This is a genomic window from Microbulbifer pacificus (assembly GCF_002959965.1).
GTDB classification, from domain to species: Bacteria; Pseudomonadota; Gammaproteobacteria; order Pseudomonadales; family Cellvibrionaceae; genus Microbulbifer; species Microbulbifer pacificus_A.
Genome location: NZ_PREV01000026.1, coordinates 1789470 through 1813963 on the forward strand (window position 1 = coordinate 1789470; position 24494 = coordinate 1813963).

Sequence of the window (24494 nt, forward strand, 5' to 3'; positions counted from 1 at the left end):
TACAGTTGCTCGATACATTGTGCCGCGCGGCAGAACTTGTGACTGTTGAACTCGATCGTCGCGCGCGGTGATCCTGCGGAATCCGCGCGCGCGAAGTGCAGTTACTGCAGGATCAATCGGCGAGGTATTCGTCTTTGAGTTTTACGTAGTTGCCGGCGGTATAGGTAAAAAAACGTTTTTCCTTTTCCGACAGCGGACGCGCCTGTTTTGCCGGAGATCCCACATAGAGGTAGCCGCTTTCCAGTCGTTTGCCCGGCGGCACCAGCGCGCCGGCGGCGAGCACGACTTCGTCTTCGATCACCGCGCCATCCAGAACGATCGCACCAATGCCGATCAGCACCCGGCTGCCCACGGTGCAGCCGTGCAGGCAGGCTTTGTGGCCGATGGTGACGTCTTCACCAATGGTCAGCGGCCAGCCGCCCTCGTTGAAGTCACTGGCGTGGGTAATGTGGAGTACCGAGCCGTCCTGCACGCTGGTGCGGGCGCCGATGCGCACGCGGTGCATGTCGCCACGGATCACCGCCATGGGCCAAACGGAACAGTCATCGGCCAGCTCTACGTCGCCGATGACGCTGCTCTGTGGATCGATATAGACCCGCTCGCCGAATTTTGGGTGGTGGCCGCGATGTGTGCGTACTGAACAGGAATCGGATTGGGACAAGGCTGACCTCCGCTGGGGCAATCCACTAAAATACGGGCGTATGTTAACCCGTCTGTGCGATCACCGCTCCGGCGTCGCTCGCCCACCGACAAGGAATTCCCATGTCTGACACGTCGTCGTCCAATCCGTTGCTGGCCGCCCCGATACTTCCGCCATTCGACACCCTGAAGCCGGAACACGCCGAGCCTGCCATTGCGGCTTTCATCGAGAAATGTCGCGATCAGCTGCAAATATGCCTGGAAAAGGCGGGGGATACCCCGTTATGGGACGAAACACTGGCACCACTGGAAGAGGCGCAGGACCTGTTGAGCAAGGCCTTCTCGCCGGTGTCGCATCTGAACAGTGTGCTGAGCGGCGGCTGGCGCGCACCGTACGAGGCCTGTCTGACGCGGGTAACCGAGTACTGGACCGAGCTGGGTCAGAATAGCGAGCTCTACGCGGTCTACCGCGCGCTGGCCAAGTCACCGGATTTCGCGTCCTGGCCACAGGCGCGCAAGCAGGCGGTGCGCCACGGTCTGCGAGATATGCATCTCGGCGGTGTCAGCCTCGAGGGAGACAAGCGTGCGCGCTATGCCGCGATCAGCAAGCGCCTGGCGGAACTGAAAAGCACATTCGCCAACAACGTGCTGGACGCCACCAATGCCTGGACCCTGAACGTCACCGAGGAATCCGAACTGACGGGTATCCCGGATTCCGCACTGGCTGCCGCGAAGTCACTGGCGGAATCCAAGGGCAAACCGGGTTGGCTGCTGACGCTCGACGGCCCCTGCTTCCTGGCGGTGATGACCCACGCGGAGAACCGCGCACTGCGTCAGAAAATCCACTACGCCTATATCACCCGCGCTTCCGACGTCGGACCCAACGCCGGCGAATTCGACAATGCCAACGTAATGGCGGAGATCCTCGCCCTGCGCGCGGAACAGGCGCATCTGCTCGGGATGAAAAACTACGCCGAGCGCTCCCTGGCCAGCAAGATGGCGGAGTCGCCGGAGGAGGTGGAACAGTTCCTGTGGGATCTGGCCAAGCGCGCCAAGCCCGCCGCCGTGAGGGAGTTTGCGGAACTGCAGACCTTCGCGACAGCGGCGCTCGGTCTCGAAAAGCTGCAGCCATGGGATATTGCCTGGGCGGCGGAAAAGCTCAAGCAAGACCGCTACGCGGTAAGCCAGGAAGAGCTGCGCCCGTATTTTCCCTACCCGAAAGTGCTGGCGGGTATGTTTGCGGTGGTGGACCGGCTGTTTGGCGTGGTGGCGGAGCGGGACGATTCCGTGGCGAGCTACCACCCGGACGTACACTTCTACTGGCTGAAGCGCGGTGGCCAGCCCATTGCCGGTTTCTATCTCGATCCCTATGCCCGCGAGAAAAAACGCGGCGGCGCCTGGATGGACGATGCGCGGGTGCGTCGCCAGACCATCGCCGGGCTGCAGTTGCCGGTGGCCTATCTGGTATGCAATTTTTCCTCCCCGTCCGAAGGCAAACCGGCGCTGTTGACCCACTACGAGGTCACCACGCTTTTCCACGAGTTCGGTCACGGCCTGCACCACATGCTCACCCAGGTGGATGTGGCCGCGGTATCCGGTATCAACGGTGTGGCCTGGGACGCGGTGGAGCTACCCAGCCAGTTTCTGGAGAACTGGTGCTGGGAACCGGAGGCGCTGGCAATGATTTCCGGTCACTACCAGACCGGTGAGCCGCTGCCGCAGGCCCTGCTGGATAAAATGCTCGCGGCCAGGAATTTCCAGTCGGCGATGTTTACCGTGCGTCAGCTGGAATTTGCCCTGTTCGATTTTCTGCTGCACTCGCGCCCGGAGGGGGCCAATGCCGAGGAAATACAGCGGCTGATCAACGAGGTGCGCGCGCGGGTATCGGTCGTGCCAGTGTCACCGGACAACCGCTTTCAACACAGTTTCAGTCATATTTTTGCCGGTGGCTACGCGGCGGGTTACTACAGCTACAAGTGGGCGGAAGTATTGAGTGCGGATGCGTTTTCCCTGTTCGAGGAGAACGGCATCTTCGACCCGGATACCGGCAGAAAATTTCTTACCACGGTACTTGAGCAGGGCGGCAGTCGCGATGCGCAGGACCTGTTCACGGAATTTCGCGGCAGAGCCCCTAAAATAGACGCGCTGTTGCGCCACTCAGGAATCGAGTGAACCTGTATTCACCGGAAAGGTTTTAAAAGAGGTAGACCTTGAGCGAAGAATTTGAAAAACCCGTGAAGCGCCGGTTTATTGCCGGTGCGGTGTGTCCGCGTTGCAGCGCCATGGACAGAATCGTGAATTACAAACTGGGCGATAAAAATTATCGCGAATGTGTGGCCTGTGGTTTCAAGGACGAGATTCGACTGCAGGCGTCGCCGCGGGAACTGGATACCCGCGTCAATCAAACGGAAGACAGGGAAGTGGAAGAAACCGCGGTGAAAATATTGCTGCCGCCCGACAGCACCGCCAATAAAAAATAACGCAAAGAATCCACGCTCTTGAAAAAATTTTACCCGCTGATCGCGCTGGCGATCGTTCTTGCGATCGCCGGTTCTTACGGCCTTGATCATTACCGCCAACTGCGCGAGCAACAACAGGCTCAGACCGCTTATCTGATAACCCGCTGTGTGAACCAGGGACTGTTGTCGCTGTTTGCATTGCAGGCCAACGACTGGGCGAAAGATTCCCGGCAGCTGGAAATCGAGGAAAAGCGTCTGCGAGAGCGGGTGGATGCTCTACCCGATGCGGTGGGTGTGGAAAAGCCTTTTGCCGACTGGCAGGGGGCCTTGGAAGTGTGCGATCGCCTTACCATCAATTCCAATCGTCAGCACAGCACGATTTTCCGGCCCTTGACAGAGATGGCAAAAAAGGAGATCTGGAGCCTGGAAACCGCCAAAAGTGAACCTTTTCAGGAGCGGCGCAAGAAGGCCATTTACCGCACAAAAATCGCCGCGGAGGCGGCGGACCGTTACCTGGATGACCTGAAGGCGGATGTAAGCAGACTGTTGGATATCAGCCGTATTTCACCTGCGGCGCGCGCGCTCACCGAGCAGCAGCTGCAGGAAGCCATTTTTACCAAATACCGCAAGGGGGCATTCAGCAAGCGCCGTGTGCTGCAGTATCTGGAGTGGCAGGAAACCTTCTATCAGCTGCTTACGGATAATCCCAAAGGGTTTACCCTGCGCGGTGGAAGTCTGTTTTTTTACAACAAGAATCTTCATCGTCAGGCCGATGACCTGAACCGTTCCCTTTTGCAGGGAGAGGTGGATTTTTTTAGCAATTGGCGTTTACTGGTCCAGCACTGATGAGCTCTTCGTGCGTTGATCGGTGATCCACGTGCAGAACGATTCTGCGAACGCATAACTTGGAGTTAACCGGCCTAGTGTGACAGGTCAAATTGTCGTGCCAGGTTCGGTGTCCGCAATTCGATTTGCATTTGGCTGGCAAAATCAGGCCACTCACCGGGCGCGTCATCAAAACGCTGTTTGTATAAAATCATCGATACCAGGCGCGCGGGGTCCAGCGTGGCCGGTTCAAATCGCTGCAGCAGCACCTTGGCGAGGTCGTCCAGCTGACACCCCAGTGCCTCCCCCAGCAGTTCCCGTATCACCAGGTTTGCAACCAATGGATCCATGGGCAATAACGGCGTGCCGCACAATGGCTGCAGCATATCGTTGATTTCTTCCATGGTTCGATGAGCAAGATACGCCTCGTCCAGAATCGAACCCAGGCCGTGCTCGTAAGGTTGGCGCTCGGGAATTTCGCTGAAACTGTGCAGTACCAGTTCTCGCACCGGAAAAAAATCGAGACCACCGGCCTGGCACAACTGCTCCAATCGTTGTAACCAGCCGGGAATAACCTGGATGTAGCGAATTACGAAACAGGTCAGATGGAGGGGGGCATCACGCTGAGGCAATTGGATGCTGCGGTGGAGATCGGGAAGGGTATTGTGCAGTGAGCGGCGGAAGCGGCCTCTGGCCTGTTCCGCGGCGACCGCACGATCGATGCACTGTTGAATCAGTTGGTAATGGTCAGACATACATCAAAACGAAAACGGCGAAACCGCCTCCCCGTTTCTTTGTCTGCTGAACCCCCGTGGCTCATATTTGAGCCTTGCTCTAGAGAGCGGACAAGACTGCTTAACGTTGGAAGAGGAACCTATACCGTGCTCCAATTACAGCCAATAGTTGTTTTTAGTGTAGTTGTAAAAATAGACCATTAATCCGAGAGATCGTGCGACAAACCACAGAAACAGGCTGAGCCAGACGCCAGTGTTGTCAAATTGTCGGGTAAACCACCAACAGGGTAGAAACACGATGACCGTGGCGACAAACATGGTGTCACGCATCTGCCGGCTTTTGCCGGCCCCGATGAACACTCCGTCCAGCTGATAGCTCCAGACCGCCACCAGGGGCAGGGCACAGAGCCAGGGGTAAAACGCGTTTGCCGTATCCAATACCGCGGGAATGTCTGTAAACAACGGCAAAATCCAGCTCCCGCCAAACAGGAGCGCGGCGGTGACTACCAGCGCCGATCCCAGCGCCCACACGCCGGCAGCGGTAGTGGTGCGCCGGAACTGTACCGCCGAACCGCGCCCGATCGCGCGCCCCACCAGGGATTCGGTAGCGTGGGCGAAACCATCCAGTGCGTATGACGTCATCATCAACAACTGCAGCTGCCAGTACGGTATCGCCCTGTGCCGCGCCCTGGGCAGTGAAAAATGCCAGGGTGAACAGCAACAGGCAGGTTCGGAAGAACAGATCGCGGTTGATTCGCAACAGTTCTCGCCAGGGTGCCACCGCCTGCCAGGGCCAGAAGTCGGGTGAGGCCAACACTTCCCCCATCTCCCGCTGCACATCGCCGTGGCGCTTCCCCAGCAACCACCACCCCAGGGTAAAACTGCACAGATCGGCGCCGACGGATGCCCAGGCGGCACCGCGCGCGCCCATACCAAGCGCCAGGATCAACAGAAGGTCTAACAGGATGTTCAGCAGGTTGGCGGTGACCAGAATGGCCAGTGGTGTGCGACTGTCCTGGCGGCCGATGAAAAAACCCAACAGGGCGAAATTCGCCAGTGCAACCGGCGCGCTGAGCAGTCGGATCTGCAGGTAGTCGCGGGCGTGGGGCGCCGCCTCGGCGCTGGCATTCATCCACTGGGTTATCAGGGGTAACAGTGGCGATGCCAGCAGCAACAGCCCGCTGCCCAGCCCGCCGGCGAGGCACAGGGAGCGGAGCAACCAGCGGGTACCGCTGTCATGGGCGCGCGCGACCAGCCCGGTGGTCCCCATGCGCAGAAAACCGAAGGCCCACAGCAGCATCGAAATCACGCTCGCACCGATGGCGACACCGGAAAGATATTCCGGGCTCGGCAGGTGGCCGAGCACCGCGGTATCTACCGCACCGAGAAGCGGCACGGTGATGTTGCTCAAAATCATGGGCCAGGCGAGATGCCAGACCCTCCGGTAGGGGGCGGAGGCGCGGCGCGAAACTCCTCTCTGTCGCAGCGGTAAAAAAGCCGGAAATTTTTTCATGCGGCGTGGCGGTTAATTGACTTTCTTCTGGTGATGTGTTTCTTTTGGTCAGTGCTAGATGCGACAAAAAGACACAGGTTGTTGGTTGTACCTTCCGGGCGACGACATCTGAAGTAAAAATAAACAAGTTGCACTGACGGCAGTATCGCGCAGCTGCGGCCGCCCCCGGTTGTGCGAACAGTGTATGTAGTCTTGGTTTACTACAGCATGTCCACATTTTCGTGTGTGGATTCCCCTCGATTTTCCGATCGGGGCAGACTCCAGTTCTCCCTGCAGCCAACCGCTGTTACAGGGCTTTGCTATCTTGATGGTTGCAGCAATGCCACCGCGGGAAAGCGGCTCGTGAGAATAACAAACATGGAGATCTGCAGGCGATGTTGATTGGCTTCAAACGGCTGTTCGCCTTCCTGACCCTCTCGGCCATTGCACCAGTGATTTTTGCCCAGGAAGCTGCGCAGGAAATCTCACAGGAAGCATCACCGGAAGCTTCCGAAGGTGTCGCGCGCTGGGGGGTCAATATGACCCAGGGGGTAACCGAAGTTTCCCGTACCACTTACGATCTGCACATGCTGATTTTCTGGATCTGCGTGGCGATCGGTATTGTGGTGTTCGGGGTGATGTTTTACAGCATGTGGCGTCACCGCAAGAGCAAGGGGTATCAGGCCGCGCAGTTTCACGAAAGCACCCTGGTGGAACTCGCCTGGACTATTGTGCCAACCCTGATTCTCATCGGCATGGCGATTCCGGCCACCAAAACCCTGTACGATATCTACGACACCAAGGAAGCCGATCTCGATATCATGATCACCGGCTACCAGTGGAAGTGGAAGTATGACTACCTGGGGTCCGACGTTTCCTTTTTCTCCAATCTCTCCACACCCCATTCCCAGATCAGCAACCAGCAACCGAAAGGTGACCACTACCTGCTTGAGGTAGACGAGCCGCTGGTGGTGCCGGTGAATAAAAAAATCCGTTTCCTGATTACCGCCAACGACGTGATTCACGCGTGGTGGGTCCCGGCACTGGCGGTGAAGAAGGACGCAATACCCGGTTTTGTGAATGAATCCTGGACCCGTATTGACGAGCCCGGCATATACCGCGGTCAGTGCGCCGAACTCTGCGGCAAGGACCATGGCTTTATGCCCATCGTGGTGAAGGCGGTACCGGAAGACGAATACCACTCCTGGTTGGGCGAGCGCGCGGAACAGGCAGCCCTGATCAAGGAGTTGACCAACAAGACATTCACCTTCGACGAACTCTACGAGCGCGGCAAAAAAGTCTATGCCAGCACCTGCGCTGCCTGTCACCAGCCAAACGGCCAGGGTGTCCCCGGCACCTTCCCGGCCATCGCCGGCTCCAAGGTTGCCACGGGCGGGATGGATGGCCACATGAGTATGGTTGTGAATGGCTCGCCGAGAAATCCGGCGATGCAGGCCTTTGGCGCGCAGCTGAATGAAGTGGACATCGCCGCGGTCATTACCTACCAGCGCAACGCCTTCGGTAACAACATGGGCGACACCGTGCAGCCCATCGACATTCTCAATTTCAAGAATAAGTAAGCAGGAGCCGAAAGGAGTTTAGTTATGGCACACGGTCCGAAACCCGGTTTTACCCGCTGGCTCTACACCACCAACCACAAAGACATCGGTTCGATGTACCTGTGGTTCAGTTTTGCGATGTTCCTGCTCGGCGGATGTATGGCGCTGGTAATCCGCGCCGAATTGTTCCAGCCCGGCCTGCAGATCGTGCAGCCGGAATTCTTCAACCAGATGACCACCATGCACGGCCTGATCATGGTGTTCGGTGCGGTCATGCCCGCGTTCGTCGGTCTCGCCAACTGGATGGTGCCGATGATGATCGGCGCTCCGGACATGGCGCTGCCGCGCATGAACAACTGGAGCTTCTGGATCCTGCCGTTTGCATTCGCAATGCTGGCGTCCACCCTGTTCATGGAGGGCGGCGCACCGAACTTTGGTTGGACCTTCTACGCACCGCTGTCCACGGAGTACGCGCCACCGAGCGTCACCTTCTTCATTTTCTCCATTCACATCATGGGCGCATCGTCGATCATGGGGGCGATCAATATCGTCGCCACTATCCTGAACATGCGCGCACCGGGCATGACCCTGATGAAAATGCCGCTGTTCGTGTGGACCTGGCTGATCACCGCCTACCTGCTGATTGCGGTGATGCCGGTGCTCGCCGGTGTGGTGACCATGATGCTGATGGACATCCACTTCGGTACCAGCTTCTTCAGTGCGGCTGGCGGCGGTGACCCGGTGCTGTTCCAGCATGTGTTCTGGTTCTTCGGCCACCCGGAGGTGTACATCATGATCCTGCCGGCCTTTGGCATCGTGTCGGCGATCATCCCTACCTTCGCGCGCAAGCCGCTGTTCGGCTACAGCTCGATGGTGTACGCCACGGCGTCCATTGCGTTCCTGAGTTTTATCGTGTGGGCGCACCACATGTTTACGGTGGGCATGCCCGTCGCCGGTGAACTGTTCTTCATGTATGCCACCATGCTGATCGCGGTACCCACCGGGGTGAAGGTGTTCAACTGGGTGACCACAATGTTCCGGGGCTCGATGACCTTCGAAACTCCGATGTTGTTCTCCATCGCCTTCGTGATTCTGTTTACTCTGGGTGGTTTCTCCGGACTGATGCTCGCCATTGCACCGGCGGACTTCCAGTATCACGATACCTATTTTGTGGTGGCGCACTTCCACTACGTGCTGGTGCCGGGTGCCATCTTCTCGATCACCGCGGGTGTCTACTACTGGCTGCCGAAGTGGACCGGCAACATGTACAACGAAACCATGGGCAAGGTGCATTTCTGGCTCGCATTCATCGGCCTTAACGTCACCTTCTTCCCGATGCACTTTGTCGGGCTCGCCGGCATGCCGCGGCGGATTCCCGACTACGCCCTGCAGTTTGCCGATTTCAATCAGATCGCCAGTGTGGGTGCTTTCCTGTTCGGCGCCGCGCAGATCATGTTCCTGTTTAACGTGATTCGCACCGTGCGTGGCGGCAAGAAAGCCACCGATGAAGTCTGGGAAAACCCGCAGGGTCTGGAGTGGACTGTGCCCTCACCGGCCCCGTATCACACCTTCAGTACACCTCCGGTTGTGCGCTGATTTTGTGAAGCATTGATCATGGCAATGAGCGCAAACGCCAGAACCACCGCCAAGCTGCTGACCCTCGCGGTCAGTATGCTCGGCTTTGCGCTCTTCGTTATGCCGCCACTGTACGACGCCTTCTGTGAAGTTACCGGCCTCAACGGAAAAACCGGCGGCCGTTACGAGGCGGTGCCCGCGGCTGTGGATATTGAGCGAACGGTGAAAGTGCAGTTCGTTGCCAGCAACAATGAAAACATGCCGTGGGAATTCCGGCCTGGGGTCGTGGAATTGAAAGTGCACCCGGGTGAGGCGGTGGATACCGTATTCCACGCGTATAACCCTACCGACCGCGACATGGTCGGTCAGGCGATTCCGAGCCTGGTGCCGTTCAAGGCCGCCAACTATTTTCACAAGACCGAGTGTTTCTGCTTCAACCAGCAGACACTGGCCGCCGGCGAAGCTGCCGAACTGGGTTTGCGTTTTATCGTTGATCCGGAGCTGCCGCCGGGCGTAAACACCATAACGCTCTCCTACACCCTGTTTGATGTCACGGACCGGATAGCGCAACAGACACAAAACAAGAAAGCGGATGCCTCCCCAATTTGAGTCCAATTTAGGACAGGCACCAAGCGAGAGGGATAGATAAATATGGCCACCGAAAGCAGCTACTACGTTCCCGAGCAGTCCCGGCTGCCTATCTTCGCCACCATCGGTATTTTTCTGACGGCCTTTGGCGCCGCCAACTGGGTCAACGGCGGTAGTTCGTATATCTTCTTCACCGGCGCTCTCGCCATGGCCACGGTATTGTGGTTCTGGTTTGCTGCGGTGATCAGGGAAAACATGCAGGGGCTCAACAGCGACCAGCTAAAACGTTCCTATGTGTGGGGCATGGGCTGGTTTATTTTCTCCGAAGTCATGTTCTTCGCCGCCTTTTTCGGTGCGCTGTATTACATTCGCACCTTCACCCTGCCGTGGCTCGGTGGTGAGGGCGACCGCGGCTCTTCCAATATGTTGTGGGAAGGCTTCCAGAATACCTGGCCGCTGATGGTCACTCCGGATCAGGCCGTAAGTGGCGACGCCGCCAAAGTGGTGGGTCCGAAGGGCATCATCGACCCCTGGCATCTGCCGCTGCTGAATACACTGTTGCTGCTCGCTTCCAGTGTCACCGTGCATGTCGCCCACGTATTTCTGAAAAAGAACAAACGCCAGGCCTTTAACATCTGGCTTGGTATCACCATTGCCCTCGGTGCCGCCTTCCTGTTCTTCCAGGTCGAGGAATATCTGGAGGCTTACCAGCATCTTGGTCTGACGCTGGAATCCGGCATTTACGGCACCACCTTCTTCATGCTCACGGGTTTCCACGGTGCCCACGTAACCCTCGGTACCATCATGCTGTTGATCATGCTGCTGCGCTCAGTGATCGCGCACCACTTCAAGCCGAATGACCATTTCGGCTTTGAAGCGGCGAGCTGGTACTGGCACTTTGTGGATGTAGTGTGGGTGGGGCTGTTTATCTTTGTCTACGTTCTGGGTGCGTAATTCACGGGCGTTGGAAGGATGTCATAGAGGATCATCCTTCCAACCTGTTTTCAATGTTCAGTATTTGTTGGCCCACGGCGCAGTATTGGAAAGCATGCCGCTGTAAAATCCATACCAGATGGCGAGCAACAACAATGCCGCGAGTGTGATACGAATACCCAGCGCGTAAAGCGTGCGCTTTGACTCCGGCGCGCCCATATCGCGAAGCAGAAACACCAGTGCGCTGGTCAGACTGGCCAGCACAGCGAGAAACAACACCACAATTATTGCTTTTAGCCACATAATCAAACGCCATTTATTGAAGTACTTATTGGCATGACAGCTCCCAGAAAGTCGCAGGCATTGCGCGACAAGGCATTATCAAGCGGGACCGAAAACCACTCCACGGATACCGGGGAACCATCGCGAGCCGCCAGTGTAGCATTTATCCGCAGCTGGCCACTCAGCATCCTGTGTTTGTGTTTTTTTCCACTACTGATTGGCCTCGGCCACTGGCAATTGCAGCGCGCCGAGGAAAAGCAGCAGATACTCGACGAAGTCGACTCGCGTCTCAGTGCTCAGCCGAAAAAAATATCCGAGCTGCACCAGGTGCAGACGTATACCCCGGTGCGCCTGCTCGGTTTCTATACCGACGAATATTTCTACCTCGACAACCGTACCCGCAACGGTCGTGTGGGCTACGAAATACTGCAGGTATTCGAAACCGGCAGCGGCGCTGCCAAGTCGCGATGGCTTATCAACCGCGGCTGGCTTGCGGCCGCGGCCGACCGCTCGCAACTGCCGGAGGTGGCCTATCCACTGGCCGCCAGGGTGATTACCGGTTTCCTGTATCCCAGCGATGTAAACGCAGCGAAGCGCGGTACCGGGCCGATCGCCCCGCACAGCCGAATTCAGCAACTGGACAGTATGCTGGCAGACAACCTGAACCTCACCCGGAGTGCCTGGCACATCCGTCTTAGCGCCGATTCCGATACCGCGCTCACCACCGGGTGGCAACTGGTCAACGTAAACCCCGAAAAGCATCGCGGTTACGCGTTGCAGTGGTTCTCCATGGCCGTGGCCCTGGTCCTGCTGTGGTTACTTGCCGCGACCAATATCAGGCGGATAGTGCGAGAAAAGTGGTTTAAAAAAGCGGCGAAACAGACATAATCAATCCATAACAATAACGAGCGCGACACGGGGCACCGCTACTGTAGCAACAGCGATGAGATGCGGCCCGAAGGCGTGGCGCTGTAGCGAGGTAGACGCAATGGCAGAAAATATTCACTCGCAGACGTTGCCGGCTGAAGCGCGGGCCGCAGGCGGCCAACAGGGCAGGCGAGGGCTCGGTCGCAGTGCTGGACTCGCGGTGTTCGGCGCGGTAGCTCTTCCGATACTGGCTGCGTATATCGTGTTTTATACCGGCATCGGTATACCGACGGCGACGGTCAATCAGGGCGAGTTGCTTGTGCCCGCAAAAAATGTCGCGGATATTGAACTGTCGTCTGTTCAGGGAGAAAGCATTTCCCTCGCAAATGAAGAGCCGAAATGGCGCTACCTGGTTCTGGGGGGGGAGGGCTGTGCTGAAGAATGTGAGAAGCTGCTTTACACCACCCGGCAGGTGCATATCCGCCTCGGCGACAAGGCCCATCGGGTCGAGCGCATGCTGGTCACTCCCGGGCCCCTCGGCGAATTGCGTCACACCGAACTGCAAAGCCAGCATCCGCGCCTGCATTTCGCCACCGTTGACCAGCGGCAGCTGGAGCAGTGGCTCGCGGACAGCGACCACCCGCAACTGGCGCGCCCCAGTGCACTGCTGGTAGATCAAAACGGGTTCGCCATGATGGTTTATGACAATCATCACTCAGGCAACCAGTTGCTGAAAGACATCAAGAGACTGCTGAAGTACTCCTACGAAAAATAGAATCAGAACGATAACCGCGGCAAGGCGGAGCAGAACAGGCAGGAGAGAGCGCAATGGATGTGGAATCCGACATCACTGAGCTGAGAAAAAATTACAAAAAAGACTGGCGTTTCCGCCTCGCGCTTGTCGGCACCGGGCTTGCGCTGGTGGTAGTGGTACTCGGTGCCTTTACCCGTCTGTCACATGCGGGTCTCGGTTGCCCGGACTGGCCCGGTTGCTATGGCCATCTGCTGTGGCCCACCCAGGGTCATGAAATCGAGGCGGCCAATCAGGCCTTTCCGCACGCGCCGGTGGAGACCGATAAAACCTGGCCGGAAATGGTACACCGCTATTTCGCCGGCATGCTGCTGTTGCTCGTTGCAGGGCTTACCTACATGTTCTGGCGCCGCCGCGGCCACCGCGGTTTTGTTCAGAGTCATATATTGCTGGGTCTGATCGTACTGCAGGCCGCTTTCGGTATGTGGACCGTTACTCTGAAGCTGTGGCCACAGGTGGTTACTGCGCATTTGCTGGGCGGCATGGCGACGCTGTCGGTGCTATGGATGCTGGCGGAACGGCTGCGCTACCGGCGGCGCCTGATACCACCGCACGAATTCACCGCGTTGCAGAAGCTGCGTCCCCTGGCGGTGGCCGCCGTGGTCGCAGTAGCGCTGCAGATCGCACTCGGCGGTTGGACCAGTTCCAACTACGCGGCGTTGGCCTGCCCGGACTTTCCCACCTGTCACAACCAGTGGTGGCCCGCGGCCGATTTTGGCGAAGGCTTCAATGTCGCCCAGCAGATAGGCCCCAATTATCTCGGCGGTGCGCTGGAGGGCGAAGCCCGTACCGCGATTCATCTGAGCCACCGGCTCGGCGCCATCATTGTCAGCCTGCTGGTGTGTTTGCTGGCACTGGGCGCATGGCGAGCGGGTTCTCCGCGCTGGGCCCAGGGACTGCTCGCGGTGCTCGGGCTACAGGTCAGTTTGGGCGTCGCGAATGTGGTGATGTCGCTGCCGCTGCCAATCGCTGTGGCGCACAATGCCGGCGCGGCGCTACTGCTGTTGAGCCTGCTGACCTTCTGTTATCGGATTAATACCGTGCAACCGGCGATAAAGAGCTACACGTAAGTAAACGATTCCGCCAAATGGAATTTGGCCAAAATAATAATCACAACGAGGTGGTAACCATGAGTACCCAGGCAGTAAGTGTGCAGGGCGCCGGCTGGCGCGACTACTATGAGCTCACCAAACCGCGGGTGGTGATGCTGATGATCCTCACGTCGGTGATCGGCATGCTGCTCGCGGTACCTGGCATGGTGCCTGTGGATGTTCTGGTACTGGGCAATCTGGGCATTGCGCTATGCGCGGGGTCCGCGGCAGCGGTGAATCACCTGGTGGACCGGCACGTCGACATCAAAATGGCGCGCACCACGAACCGACCGGTTGCCCGCGGGCGAGTCGAGCCGCAAAAAGCGCTGCTGTTTGCGCTGGTGCTCGGGTGTCTCGGTATGGCAATTCTTATCACCTTCGTCAATCCACTCACCGCCTGGCTCACGCTATTTTCCCTGCTTGGATACGCGGTGGTTTACACCATGTTCCTGAAGCGTGCGACCCCGCAGAATATCGTTATTGGTGGTCTCGCCGGCGCCGCGCCGCCGCTGCTGGGGTGGGTCGCTGTCACCGGTGATGTACACGGCCATGGCCTGCTGCTGGCGCTGATCATTTTTGCCTGGACGCCGCCGCATTTCTGGGCGCTGGCGGTGCACCGCCGGGACGATTACGCCAAGGCGGAAATTCCGATGCTGCCGATCACCCACGGCGTGCGCTACACCAAGATCCATATCCTGCTGTACACCATCATCCTGTTTGCCGTCAGTCTGCTGCCATTTGCCACTGCCATGCTCGGTTGGTTGTATCTGCTCGGCGCGGTGGTGCTCGGTATCGGCTTCCTGTACTGGGCGGTGGAAATGTTGCGGGACAAAAATCCCAAAGCGGGTATGGAAACCTTCAAGTACTCCATCGTGTACCTGATGGCTCTCTTTTGCATCATGTTGCTGGATCACTATCTGGTGGCACTGCCGACCAGCGGAGTGTAATGATGAGCGCGAATCTGCAGCACACGTCGGAACAGAAGCGCGGCATTTTCATCACCGTCGCCGTCATGGTGCTGTTTATGCTGGCAGTACTGGCGGGCTTTCTGCACAAGATGGGACAGCCGCGGGTGATTACCGATGCGGAGCTGCGTGCCAATGGCGCCATTAAATTGGAGCGCCCGCGGATTCTTGACGACTTCGAACTGTTGGCGGACAGCGGAAATGTGTTCAACACCGCGCAGATGACCGGTCGCTGGACGCTGGTGTTTTTCGGCTTTACCCACTGCCCGGACGTGTGCCCCACAACCCTCGCCACTCTGAACAGCTTTTACCAGACGCTGGACGAAGAGACGCGCAGGGACACCGATGTCCTGCTGGTGTCCGTCGATCCGGAGCGCGATCAACCGCAGCAGCTGCACGAGTATGTACGGTATTTCAATCCGGATTTTGCCGGTGTTACCGGGGAATTTCTCAATCTCAAGCGTTTTGCCAACCAGCTGAACGTGCCGTTCAACAAGGTGCCGCTGGAGAGTGGGGGCTATACCGTTGACCACGGCTCACAAGTGGTGCTGATCAATCCTCGCGGTCACTACCACGGCTTCTTCAAAGCGCCCCTCGATCCCGCGAAAATGAAACTGACTTACCGATCAATGCGTGCAACCTACAACGGCTAGAAATGGATTTTCCGGATACAGGTCTCATCGCGGGCACCGGACACTGAATTTGATCACCGCAGACGCTAAGATGGCGCGCAAACTCAAATCAACAATGATGAAAATGGATTTTCTATGTTTTCACTCAACGTTCAACAGGGGGCACCGGTAATCCGCGCCGCCGCACCTTTTGACAACAAGAGCCTGTGGTTGCCGGCGGCCTTCCTGTGTCTGCTCGCAGTTCCCTTCGGCTGGATCGGCGTGTTTGCTCCGGCCATCTGGCTCGGACTGGTGGCGATCGAAAATACCGCGGGCTGGAAGAAGGCGCTGAGCTTTTTCATCACCGGCCTTCTGATGCTGGTGGTCAACAGCGGTGTGATACCGGACAACGGTCATATCACCATCTTGCCTCCCTACAGCGACGCCGACGGCAACCTGATTTACGCGAGTTTCCGTCCGGCCAAAGCGGTTATTGCGCTGACCATCGTGCTTTTCATGCTGATGCGACCCCAGCCCCTGAAGCGTGCAGACCTGCCGTTGATACTGGCCGCGATCGCGGTACCGGTTGTGGCCGGAACCCTGCTGATCGGTGTCGATCCCAAGCTCAACGCCACCATCGCCATCGCCGCACTGATCAACCTGCTGGTGGTTTGTATCGCCGAAGAGGGGTTTTTCCGCTGGGTGTTCCAGCGGGGGCTGGATACCTGCCTGAAACGCTGGAAATGGGTGGGCACGCTGATTGTTGCCGGAGTGTTCACCAGCCTGCATACCGGCTGGGCCGCGTCGCCGACCCTGCTGGTACTGGTCGGCGTGGCGGGGCTGGGTTATGCACTGGTATGGCAGTTGCGCGGGAGCTTCTGGGCCTGCGTGCTCACCCACTGGGGCGTGAACCTGCTGCACATGACGCTGCTCAGATATCCCGGATGATTTCCCGGCTGTTTTACGCCGCTTCGCGGTGAAAAAATTGTCCCAGTAGAAACAAAATCCCCGCCGCCAGCACGATGGATGGCCCCGCGGGGCTGTCCCAGATCACCGAGGCGGCGAGGCCAAGCAGTACCGATACGCACCCGATCAGCGCGGCGAAGCCGGCCATCTGCTCCGGCGTCGATGAAATCCGCCGTGCGGTGGCGGCCGGAATGATCAGCAGAGCGGTGATCAGCAGTACCCCCACCACCTTCATGGCGATCGCGATCAGTAGCGCCAGCATCAGCATCAGCGCCAGGCGAACCCGCTCTATCTTTACCCCTTCCACTGCGGCCAGTTCCTCGTGCAGGGTAAAAGCCAGCAATTTGGGCCACAGCCTCCAGAGCAGCAGGGCGATCACAGCCGCGGCCGCGGCCATCAGAAGCAGATCCCGGCCCGACACCGAGAGCAGGTCGCCGAGCAATAGCGACAACAGATCCACATTGATGTTGAGCAGGCTGACGGTGACGATCCCGAGCGCGAGCATGGAGTGGGAGAGAATACCCAGCAGCGTGTCCACCGACAGGTTCTGGTGGCGATGGAAGTACACCAGCAGCAGCGCCAGCAGGCAGCTGCTGGCGCCCACCGCGAGAGTGGGCTGGATATGCAGGACGAAGCCAAGAGTTACACCGAGCAGCGCGGAGTGGGCGAGAGTGTCACCGAAATAGGCCATGCGCCGCCATACGGCGAAACAGCCGAGGGGGCCGCTGACCAGCGCGACCAACAGGCCGGCGGCGAGGGCAAACCAGAGAAACTGACTGTAGAGCAGCTGGGAAAATTCGTTCACGGCGCGTCCTGGTCTGATTTGTTCGCGGTGCGGTCGGTTACTTTGTGCGGGTGGTCGTGATGATGGTGAATATCATCGCGACTGTGACTGCAGCCGCTGTCGTCCACCACTTCGCCGCCGAGACCGTGGTGGTGATTGTGCTGGTGGGTGTAGAGCGCGAGCTTGTCGCCGAACATTTCCAGGTAAACCGGGTCTTTGCTCACCTGTTCCGGATGGCCGTGACAGCAGATGTGCTGGTTTACACAGAGTACGCGGTCGGTGGCGGCCATTACCAGGTGCAGGTCATGGGAAACCAGCAGTACACCGCAGTGCAGTTCGTCGCGCAGTTGCGCGATCAATTGATATACCTCGCTCTGGCCACCCACATCCACCCCCTGAGTGGGCTCATCCAGCACCAGTAGCTGCGGCTTGCGCGCCGCGGCCCGCGCCAGCAGTACCCGCTGCATTTCGCCGCCGGAGAGATCGGCCAGCCGCGCACCCGCCAGTTGTGGCGCACTCACACGGGCGAGGGCGTCCTCCACTTTCACACCGTCGATCCCCAACTGCAGGAAGCGCCCCACGGTCATTGGCATGGTGGCGTCGATCTGCAGGCGCTGGGGCATATAACCAAGACGCAGACCGGGGCGGCGTTCCACGCGGCCACTGGTCGGTTTGGTAAGTCCCAACAACAGGCGCAGCAGGGTAGTCTTGCCGGCGCCGTTGGGGCCGATGACGGTAACGATCTCAGACGGGTGCAGCTCCAGGGAAATATCCCGCAGCAGCTGTCGCCCGGCGATTTCCAGGCCGAGATGGTGGGCGCGGATAAGCGGTGCGGATGCGCTCAGGGGAGACTCCAGATCGGGTGACGAGGTGGTTGTACCAGGTGGATTGACGGGTGAATTCGGCTGGCGAGTGTAAGCCGGGTGTGATTATATCGCACTATTTTTCGCCAGCCCGAGCGCCCGGTGTCGGGTCGAACCAGGTAGTCATGTTGAAGTTTCTGTCGCAGCGTGCGTCGCTGAAAACCGTTGTTACCCGTCTGTTTATTCTCGCACTGAGCGCACTCCTGTACGCGTGCGGGAGTCCGGAATCCGATCCGCCGGCCAGCGGCGCTGAGATCGTCGTGAGTATTGGCCCTGTGGCGCTGATCGCCCGCGAAATTGCCGGGGACGAGGTTCCGGTGCGGCAGCTGGTACGGGGCGGTGACCCCCATCACTACGCGCCCAGGATTGCCGACCGCATGGCGATGGAAAACGCGCAGCTGGTGATCTGGATGGGGCCGGCGATGGAATCGGTGCTGGCGCGGCAGATGTCGCTGCTGCCGGCGGATCGTCAGCTTGGTCTGCTGGAAGCGGGAGGTTACGAATTCGATGGCGCGGAGGAAGACGATCCCCATCTGTGGCTGCGCCCGCGCAATGCCGCGGTGATGGCGGCGCACATCGCTACCCGCCTGAGTGAGCTGAACCCCGGGCATGCGGATGCATATCGCACGCGCGCGCGGGATTTCTCGCGGGCCATGGCGAACCTGCAGAAGGTACAGGATCGCGCGTTGTGGGCCTATCGAGATGTGCCCATCGTCTCCACCCACAAGGCCTACGGGCAGTTTTTTGGGCCCGCCGGAGTGAAGGTGGAGAGTCTCGGTGGTTCCGCCAGCCATCAGCATGGCGCCCGTGCCATGCTGGAAAAAAGCGAGACATTATCGGCTGAAAAACATGTCGACAATATGGGGCGAGAGGTCGTACGTGGTTGCCTGTTTGGGGAGGTCCCGGCCAACGACCGCGATCGCCAGACCGCCGCGCATCTGAACCTGGGCTACCAGGCGCTCGACCCGTTGGGTACGGCCCTGCCGGCGGGAGCGGACTATCGCCAGCTGATGGAGCAACTGCTGGCAGATGCGCGCCTGTGCCTGGCCCGGGTGCCCGATCGCGGTCGCTGACGCGCCGGGAAGGGTTGAGACTGACGAATCAGGACGGTTCCTGTAGCGCTTCTTCATCCTCGTCCACCGGGGCCGGCTGCATATCGCCGGTGTTTTGCTCCAGCTTCAGTGGCTGCTCGAGTTTCACAGGTGCGCTCTCTGCACTCGCCGGCGCCAGCTGTTCCTGCTGCTGAGCGGGTGTTTCCCGGGCGACGGTCTCCTCGCTCGCGGTTGCGCCCTCAAGGCGCACGGCTTCCAGCTGTTTGCGCTGGGTTTCCTGCATGCGCTGCAGCAGTTCCTGGCGGTGTTGCGTCAAAAGCTGCGCGGCGTGTTTTTCGCCATCGCTCGCCTGTTCCGCCGCTTTCGGCGCCGGATAGCCGATGACTTCCACATGTTCCATGGTGTGATCCGAGGCCTGCGCGCCGACGGCCAGCGCCGCAGCCAGCAACACCGCGGAATAAAGGCGGGGTTTCATGGTGATTACCTCTGTGCGTCTTCCCTGATACAAGCCTAGAACCCCCGGCGCGGACGGTGGTGACACTGCGATGACTGGCGCGATGGAGGCGGCAGAAAGAAGCCGAGGCGAAAAGAGTGAGTACCGGCGCAGCGAAAACCGGCGATCGCGGTTATCCTGTCGCCCTGCCATTCACCAGCAACCGATTTCCCCGATTCCCTATGAGCAATGACAAAAATACCGCCGCACCGCTGATCCTGGTCGACGGCTCCTCCTATCTCTATCGCGCCTTCCACGCCCTGCCGCCGCTCGCCACCAGCAAGGGCCAGCCCACCGGTGCCGTGCGCGGCGTGATCTCCATGCTGCGCAAGCACCTGAAGGAGCACCCGGACAGTCCGGTGGTGGTGGTGTTCGATGCCAAGGGCAAAACCTTTCGCGACGAGCTGTTCGCCGAGTACAAGTCCCACCGTCCGCCGATGCCCGACGACCTGCGCGCGCAGATCCAGCCGATCCACGACATCATCGACGCCATGGGCCTGCCGCGGCTGGTGATCGAAGGCGTGGAAGCGGACGATGTGATTGGTACCCTGGCGCTGCAGGGCGCAGCGCAGGGCATGGACGTGATCATCTCCACCGGCGACAAGGACATGGCGCAGCTGGTGCGCCCCGGCGTAACCCTGGTAAACACCATGTCCAACACCGTGCTGGATGTGGATGGTGTGAAAGAAAAGTTTGGCGTGGGCCCGGAGCTGATCATCGACTTCCTCGCGCTGATGGGCGACAAGGTGGACAACATCCCCGGCGTACCCGGTGTGGGTGAGAAGACCGCGCTGGCGTTGCTGCAGAATCTCGGCAGCCTCAAAGATATCTACGCGAACCTGGATGCAATCGCCTCGGTCAATGTGCGTGGTGCCAAAACTCTCGGCAAGAAAATGGAGGAGCACCGGGACGCGGCGGAGATGTCCTACGTACTTGCCACCATCAAGACCGATGTGGAAATGGACTATCAGCCACAGGCGCTGGCCAATGGCGATCCGGACACGGACAAGCTGCGCGAGCTGTTCACCGAGCTGGAATTCCGCAGCTGGGTAGATGAGCTCGGCGGCGGCGAAGCGGCGGAGTCCGCGGTGGAAGCGCTGACGGTAGAGCGCAACTACAGCGTCATTCTCGATGAAAAAGAACTGGATACCTGGCTGGAAAAATTGAAGCGGGCCGAGGTGTTCGCGTTCGACACCGAGACCACCAGCCTCAATTACATGCAGGCGAAGCTGGTGGGTGTGAGCTTCGCGGTGGAGGCCGGTGAGGCCGCTTACCTGCCGCTTGCGCACGACTATATGGGTGCACCCGCGCAGATCGACTTCGATAGTGCGCTGGCCAAACTGAAGCTCATTCTCGAAGACGAGCAATACCGAAAAGTCGGCCAGAATCTCAAATACGACAGCCATATCCTCGCCAACTACGACATCGAACTGCGCGGTATCGCCCGCGACACCATGCTCGAATCCTACGTGTTGAACAGCACCGCCAGCCGTCACGATATGGACAGCCTGGCGCAACTGTATCTCGGTGAAACCACGATCAAGTTCGAGGATATCGCCGGCAAGGGCGCCAAGCAGCTCACCTTCAACCAGATCGAACTGGACAAGGCCGGTCCCTACGCGGCGGAAGATGCGGATATCACTTTGCGTCTGCACCGCGAACTGAGCGCTCGTCTCGACAAGGAACCGAGCCTGGCGAGGGTTCTCGACGAGATCGAAATGCCGCTGGTACCGGTTCTGACCCGCATCGAGCGCAACGGGGCCTACATCGACGCAGCGATGCTGAAAAAGCAGTCGGTGGAGCTGGAGCAGAAAATGCGCGAACTGGAACAGCTGGCGTACGCGGAGGCGGGCGAGGAGTTCAACCTCGGTTCCACCAAGCAGCTCGGCACCATCCTGTTTGAAAAACTGCAGATTCCGGTGATCAAGAAAACCCCGAAGGGCGCGCCCTCCACCGCGGAACCGGTACTTCAGGAACTGGCGCTGTCGCACCGCCTGCCCGCGCTGATCATGCAGTACCGCGGAATGGCGAAACTGAAAAACACCTACACCGACAAGCTGCCGCTGATGATCGACCCGGCCACCGGCCGCGTGCACACCTCCTACCATCAGGCGGTAGCCGCCACCGGCCGTCTGTCATCGTCGGACCCGAACCTGCAGAACATTCCGATCCGCACCGAAGAGGGCCGTCGCATCCGCCAGGCGTTTGTGGCCGACCCGCGCATCAATGGCGGCAGCGCCATTGTGGCTGCGGACTACTCGCAGATCGAGCTGCGCATCATGGCGCACCTGTCCGGTGACAAGGGGCTGCTGGATGCCTTCGCCGAGGGTGCGGATATTCACCGCGCGACTGCCGCGGAGGTGTTTGAAGTGCCGGTGGATGAAGTCAGTGATGAACAGCGTCGCCGCGCCAAGGCGATCAACTTCGGCCTGATCTACGGCATGAGCGCATTCGGCCTCGCCAAGCAGCTGGATATTCCGCGCGCGGACGCACAGACCTATATCGACCGCTACTTCGCGCGCTACCCCGGGGTGCTCGCGTACATGGAAAATACCCGCAAGCAGGCCGCGGACAGGGGCTATGTGGAAACGCTGTTTGGCCGCCGCCTGTATCTGCCGGAGATCAATTCGCGCAACGCCATGCAACGCCAGGCCGCCGAGCGCACCGCGATCAACGCACCGATGCAGGGCACCGCAGCGGACATCATCAAGCGCGCGATGATTGCGGTGGACGGCTGGTTGCGGGAGAAAAAACTCAAGACCCGTCTGATCATGCAGGTGCACGATGAACTGGTACTGGAAGTACCGGCGGATGAGCGCGAACAGGTGGTGCAGCGGATTCCGGAACTGATGCAGGGCGCGGCGAAACTGGATGTACCACTGATTGCAGATCTGGGAGAGGGTGCGAACTGGGATGAGGCGCATTAAATGTAAGCGTCCCGGAACTTGGATGCGAAGGCGCCGTCACAGAGTCCTGTTTCAGGGCGCCACAAAAAATTTTTAGATTTTTTTCAGAATCGGCGGAACTACCCGAAAACGGGGCTCTCTAAGAAGCAGATCGTTGGATTGCAACATCATCCCCAAAGCTTAGTCAGAAGCCCCTCGCCCCGAGACTACCCCCATCGGGGCTTTTTTTTGCCTGAATTTTGATCCCTCGCCGATGCCTGCGTTTACCAATTGCACGCGAGCGCGGGTTTTTGATTATCTGCGAGGAATAAAGTCTCAGAACAGAAATAATTTGCCCTCTATAAGGGCAGTTGTGGGATATAGTTTCGGGATCCGAAAGCGGCGAAAAAAGTGGGGAACCTTCGCCGGTTAGCTTAGTCTTTGTACTGAAGGAAATGCATTGGGATCAATGCATCGGATGCAGTGGAATTTGGGTGAGAACCCAAGGATGCGCCCGTCCCCCTGGGCGCATTCCCCAAGTGCCCATCCCCAAGGGCACTGACCCCTGGCCGGCAGCTGCAATCTGCCGGCTTTTTTTTGCCCGTTTTTCTCTACCCATCTTTCCGCAAGGTCATACCCTGCCCGATTTGTCGCATGTCCGTGAGTCGCCTCACCGGGCCTGTCCTGATAATTCGGGCGCTCAGTTTCAGTTTAGTAGAAATCTGGCGGCGCAAGCCTCGCGCGCGGTGATCTGGCTATTTCCTATCATTGTAAATGATAATATTTCTCATTAACATGGTTGGTGATTTGGCTATGTCAGTGTTTGCAATGAGGAGCTGCCGTGAACCTGAGATTTCTGTGTGCCAACCACCGCCTGTGGTTGATGAGTGATACCCGCCGCGCGGAACAGGCGTGGCAGGACTGGCTGGAGCGGGGGAATCTGCTGTGCGAGGAGGGGCAGTACGCACAGGCGGTGCCGTTTCTCGGTTGCGCCTTTGAACTGGCGGATTTCCTGTTAAGCGAGCGTGCGCCGGGTTTTTCGGTGGCGGTGATGCGCTTTACCGATAGCGCGCGTCTGCTGATGGAAGCCTATCGCCAACGCGGCGAGAGCGGTCACGCCAACTACGTGCTGGTGACATCCAGTTCGCGACTGGCGCGGGAGCTGGCAGATCGATCCCACTACCAGCTGACCGCCGATTGCATCCGCACCCTCTCGGCAGGCGCTGCGATTGCGAGCGCTTACTCCGCGCCGCCGTCCTCCCGATCTCCCTCCGTACTCCCGGCTCCCTCAATGGGCAGCGCCAGCCAGTGATTCAACCGCTGTTCGAGCTTTTCGAGGCCCTGGCGTTTGGTGGCGGAGAAGGTCTGCACCGTGACGTTGGTGTAGAGATCGAGCGCCTTCAGCTCCTTTTCCACCGCGAAGCGCGCGTTATTGGCGGGGCCATTCTTCAATTTGTCGGCTTTGGTCAGCAGGATATGCGCCGGCAGACCAGAGCTGACCGCCCAGGTCAGCATGTGCAGGTCAAATTCCTTCAGCGGCTGGCGGATATCCATCAGTAACACCAGGCCCTTGAGGCAGCGGCGCTGCTCCAGATAGAAGGCGAGGTGGCGCTGCCACTCATCCTTCATGGAGCGGGTGACCTTGGCATAGCCGTAGCCGGGCAGGTCCACCAGACGCTGGCTTTCCCCCAAGGAGAAGAAGTTGATCAGCTGGGTGCGCCCTGGGGTTTTTGAGGTGCGCGCCAGCTTGCCGTTATTGGTGAGCGCGTTGATGGCGCTGGACTTGCCCGCATTGGAGCGGCCGGCGAACGCCACTTCGGCACCGGAATCCTCCGGACACTCGGCGATGGTGGGCGCGCTGGTGAGAAATTGCGCGCGGCGGTAATTGATTTGTTCTGGATTGGATTCGGACATGAGCCTTCCCGGTACACTCAGATGGCGCGCAAGTATATAATGCCGCGGTTTTATCGTCGCTGATGGCTGCCGGGCGTATGGTTGCTGCCAGCAACGAAGATCGGAT

The 24494-nt window shown here is 59.1% G+C and carries 24 protein-coding genes and 1 pseudogene; 16 read left to right on the top strand and 9 right to left on the bottom strand.

Going from position 1 to position 24494, the window contains the following annotated elements; translation table 11 throughout:
- Positions 1-112 precede the first annotated feature (112 nt).
- A complete protein-coding gene (locus C3938_RS08000) occupies positions 113-661 on the bottom strand; it encodes a gamma carbonic anhydrase family protein (protein WP_105102638.1) in 549 nt (182 codons plus the stop codon).
- Positions 662-762: 101 nt separating this feature from the next.
- Here C3938_RS08000 and C3938_RS08005 point away from each other — a divergent pair, with 101 nt between their 5' ends.
- Genes C3938_RS08005 through C3938_RS08015 form a run of 3 tightly spaced genes read left to right on the top strand, consistent with a single transcriptional unit; the run spans position 763 to position 3944 of the window.
- Positions 763-2811, top strand: a complete 2049-nt coding sequence (locus C3938_RS08005; protein ID WP_105102639.1) for a M3 family metallopeptidase — start codon at positions 763-765, stop codon at positions 2809-2811.
- A gap of 38 nt (positions 2812-2849) precedes the next feature.
- The gene (locus C3938_RS08010; protein WP_418903576.1) at positions 2850-3119 is read left to right on the top strand and encodes a YheV family putative zinc ribbon protein; all 270 of its coding nucleotides are present in this window, start codon (positions 2850-2852) and stop codon (positions 3117-3119) included.
- Between the two features lie 18 nt (positions 3120-3137).
- The gene (locus C3938_RS08015) at positions 3138-3944 is read left to right on the top strand and encodes a hypothetical protein (RefSeq protein ID WP_105102640.1); all 807 of its coding nucleotides are present in this window, start codon (positions 3138-3140) and stop codon (positions 3942-3944) included.
- Positions 3945-4018: 74 nt separating this feature from the next.
- Here C3938_RS08015 and C3938_RS08020 read toward each other — a convergent pair whose 3' ends face one another.
- The 3 genes and pseudogenes from C3938_RS08020 to C3938_RS18200 form a co-directional block, all read right to left on the bottom strand.
- On the bottom strand, positions 4019-4678 hold the full coding sequence (locus C3938_RS08020; protein WP_105102641.1) for a hypothetical protein: 660 nt from the start codon (positions 4676-4678) through the stop codon (positions 4019-4021).
- Between the two features lie 135 nt (positions 4679-4813).
- Entirely contained in the window at positions 4814-5302 is a 489-nt protein-coding gene (locus C3938_RS18195) for an MATE family efflux transporter (protein WP_325027381.1), read from the bottom strand.
- Between the two features lie 61 nt (positions 5303-5363).
- Positions 5364-6170: pseudogene (locus tag C3938_RS18200) on the bottom strand (MATE family efflux transporter); the annotation flags it as partial.
- Positions 6171-6544: 374 nt separating this feature from the next.
- Between C3938_RS18200 and coxB the strand changes: the two are divergent.
- The 4 genes from coxB to C3938_RS08045 are packed head-to-tail and all read left to right on the top strand — an operon-like array spanning position 6545 to position 10825.
- Positions 6545-7729, top strand: a complete 1185-nt coding sequence (gene coxB / locus C3938_RS08030) for a cytochrome c oxidase subunit II (RefSeq protein ID WP_105102642.1) — start codon at positions 6545-6547, stop codon at positions 7727-7729.
- Positions 7730-7753: 24 nt separating this feature from the next.
- Positions 7754-9304 (top strand): cytochrome c oxidase subunit I, encoded by a 1551-nt coding sequence (gene ctaD / locus C3938_RS08035; RefSeq protein WP_105102643.1) that lies wholly within the window; start codon positions 7754-7756, stop codon positions 9302-9304.
- An 18-nt stretch (positions 9305-9322) separates the two neighbouring features.
- On the top strand, positions 9323-9892 hold the full coding sequence (locus C3938_RS08040; protein WP_105102644.1) for a cytochrome c oxidase assembly protein: 570 nt from the start codon (positions 9323-9325) through the stop codon (positions 9890-9892).
- Positions 9893-9934: 42 nt separating this feature from the next.
- A complete protein-coding gene (locus tag C3938_RS08045) occupies positions 9935-10825 on the top strand; it encodes a cytochrome c oxidase subunit 3 (protein ID WP_105102645.1) in 891 nt (296 codons plus the stop codon).
- A 57-nt stretch (positions 10826-10882) separates the two neighbouring features.
- Here the strand turns inward: C3938_RS08045 and C3938_RS08050 are convergent, their stop codons facing one another.
- Entirely contained in the window at positions 10883-11107 is a 225-nt protein-coding gene (locus C3938_RS08050; protein ID WP_105102646.1) for a DUF2909 domain-containing protein, read from the bottom strand.
- Positions 11108-11140: 33 nt separating this feature from the next.
- Between C3938_RS08050 and C3938_RS08055 the strand changes: the two genes are divergently transcribed.
- The 6 genes from C3938_RS08055 to C3938_RS08080 all read left to right on the top strand — a co-directional run bounded on the left by C3938_RS08055 (position 11141) and on the right by C3938_RS08080 (position 16379).
- A complete protein-coding gene (locus tag C3938_RS08055) occupies positions 11141-11974 on the top strand; it encodes an SURF1 family protein (RefSeq protein ID WP_105102647.1) in 834 nt (277 codons plus the stop codon).
- 100 nt (positions 11975-12074) lie between these two features.
- Positions 12075-12728 carry a hypothetical protein gene (locus C3938_RS08060; protein WP_105102648.1) on the top strand — a complete coding sequence of 218 codons (654 nt, stop codon included), beginning with the start codon at positions 12075-12077 and terminating at the stop codon, positions 12726-12728.
- A gap of 53 nt (positions 12729-12781) precedes the next feature.
- Positions 12782-13834 (top strand): COX15/CtaA family protein, encoded by a 1053-nt coding sequence (locus C3938_RS08065; protein ID WP_105102649.1) that lies wholly within the window; start codon positions 12782-12784, stop codon positions 13832-13834.
- 59 nt (positions 13835-13893) lie between these two features.
- Positions 13894-14802 (top strand): heme o synthase, encoded by a 909-nt coding sequence (gene cyoE / locus C3938_RS08070; protein WP_105103288.1) that lies wholly within the window; start codon positions 13894-13896, stop codon positions 14800-14802.
- A gap of 2 nt (positions 14803-14804) precedes the next feature.
- Entirely contained in the window at positions 14805-15473 is a 669-nt protein-coding gene (locus C3938_RS08075; RefSeq protein ID WP_105102650.1) for an SCO family protein, read from the top strand.
- A 114-nt stretch (positions 15474-15587) separates the two neighbouring features.
- Positions 15588-16379: a CPBP family intramembrane glutamic endopeptidase gene (locus C3938_RS08080; protein ID WP_105102651.1), complete on the top strand. Its 792-nt coding sequence runs from the start codon at positions 15588-15590 to the stop codon at positions 16377-16379.
- A gap of 13 nt (positions 16380-16392) precedes the next feature.
- On the opposite strand, the gene C3938_RS08085 is transcribed toward C3938_RS08080, so the two are convergent.
- Positions 16393-17202, bottom strand: coding sequence for an iron chelate uptake ABC transporter family permease subunit (locus C3938_RS08085; RefSeq protein ID WP_105102652.1), 810 nt, complete (start codon positions 17200-17202; stop codon positions 16393-16395).
- On the bottom strand, positions 17199-18026 hold the full coding sequence (gene znuC / locus C3938_RS08090; RefSeq protein ID WP_105102653.1) for a zinc ABC transporter ATP-binding protein ZnuC: 828 nt from the start codon (positions 18024-18026) through the stop codon (positions 17199-17201). Before znuC ends, C3938_RS08085 begins: the two co-directional genes overlap by 4 nt.
- 143 nt (positions 18027-18169) lie before the next feature.
- Here znuC and C3938_RS08095 point away from each other — a divergent pair, with 143 nt between their 5' ends.
- Positions 18170-19117 (top strand): metal ABC transporter substrate-binding protein, encoded by a 948-nt coding sequence (locus tag C3938_RS08095; RefSeq protein WP_105102654.1) that lies wholly within the window; start codon positions 18170-18172, stop codon positions 19115-19117.
- A 28-nt stretch (positions 19118-19145) separates the two neighbouring features.
- Here C3938_RS08095 and C3938_RS08100 read toward each other — a convergent pair whose 3' ends face one another.
- A complete protein-coding gene (locus tag C3938_RS08100) occupies positions 19146-19571 on the bottom strand; it encodes a hypothetical protein (RefSeq protein WP_105102655.1) in 426 nt (141 codons plus the stop codon).
- Between the two features lie 200 nt (positions 19572-19771).
- Between C3938_RS08100 and polA the strand changes: the two genes are divergently transcribed.
- Together polA and C3938_RS08110 are read left to right on the top strand one after the other, a co-directional pair.
- Positions 19772-22516 (top strand): DNA polymerase I, encoded by a 2745-nt coding sequence (gene polA, locus C3938_RS08105; protein WP_105103289.1) that lies wholly within the window; start codon positions 19772-19774, stop codon positions 22514-22516.
- A gap of 799 nt (positions 22517-23315) precedes the next feature.
- Positions 23316-23786 (top strand): hypothetical protein, encoded by a 471-nt coding sequence (locus C3938_RS08110; RefSeq protein ID WP_105102656.1) that lies wholly within the window; start codon positions 23316-23318, stop codon positions 23784-23786.
- Here the strand turns inward: C3938_RS08110 and yihA are convergent.
- The gene (gene yihA, locus C3938_RS08115; RefSeq protein WP_105102657.1) at positions 23714-24388 is read right to left on the bottom strand and encodes a ribosome biogenesis GTP-binding protein YihA/YsxC; all 675 of its coding nucleotides are present in this window, start codon (positions 24386-24388) and stop codon (positions 23714-23716) included. The genes C3938_RS08110 and yihA overlap by 73 nt on opposite strands.
- Positions 24389-24494: the final 106 nt, after the last annotated feature.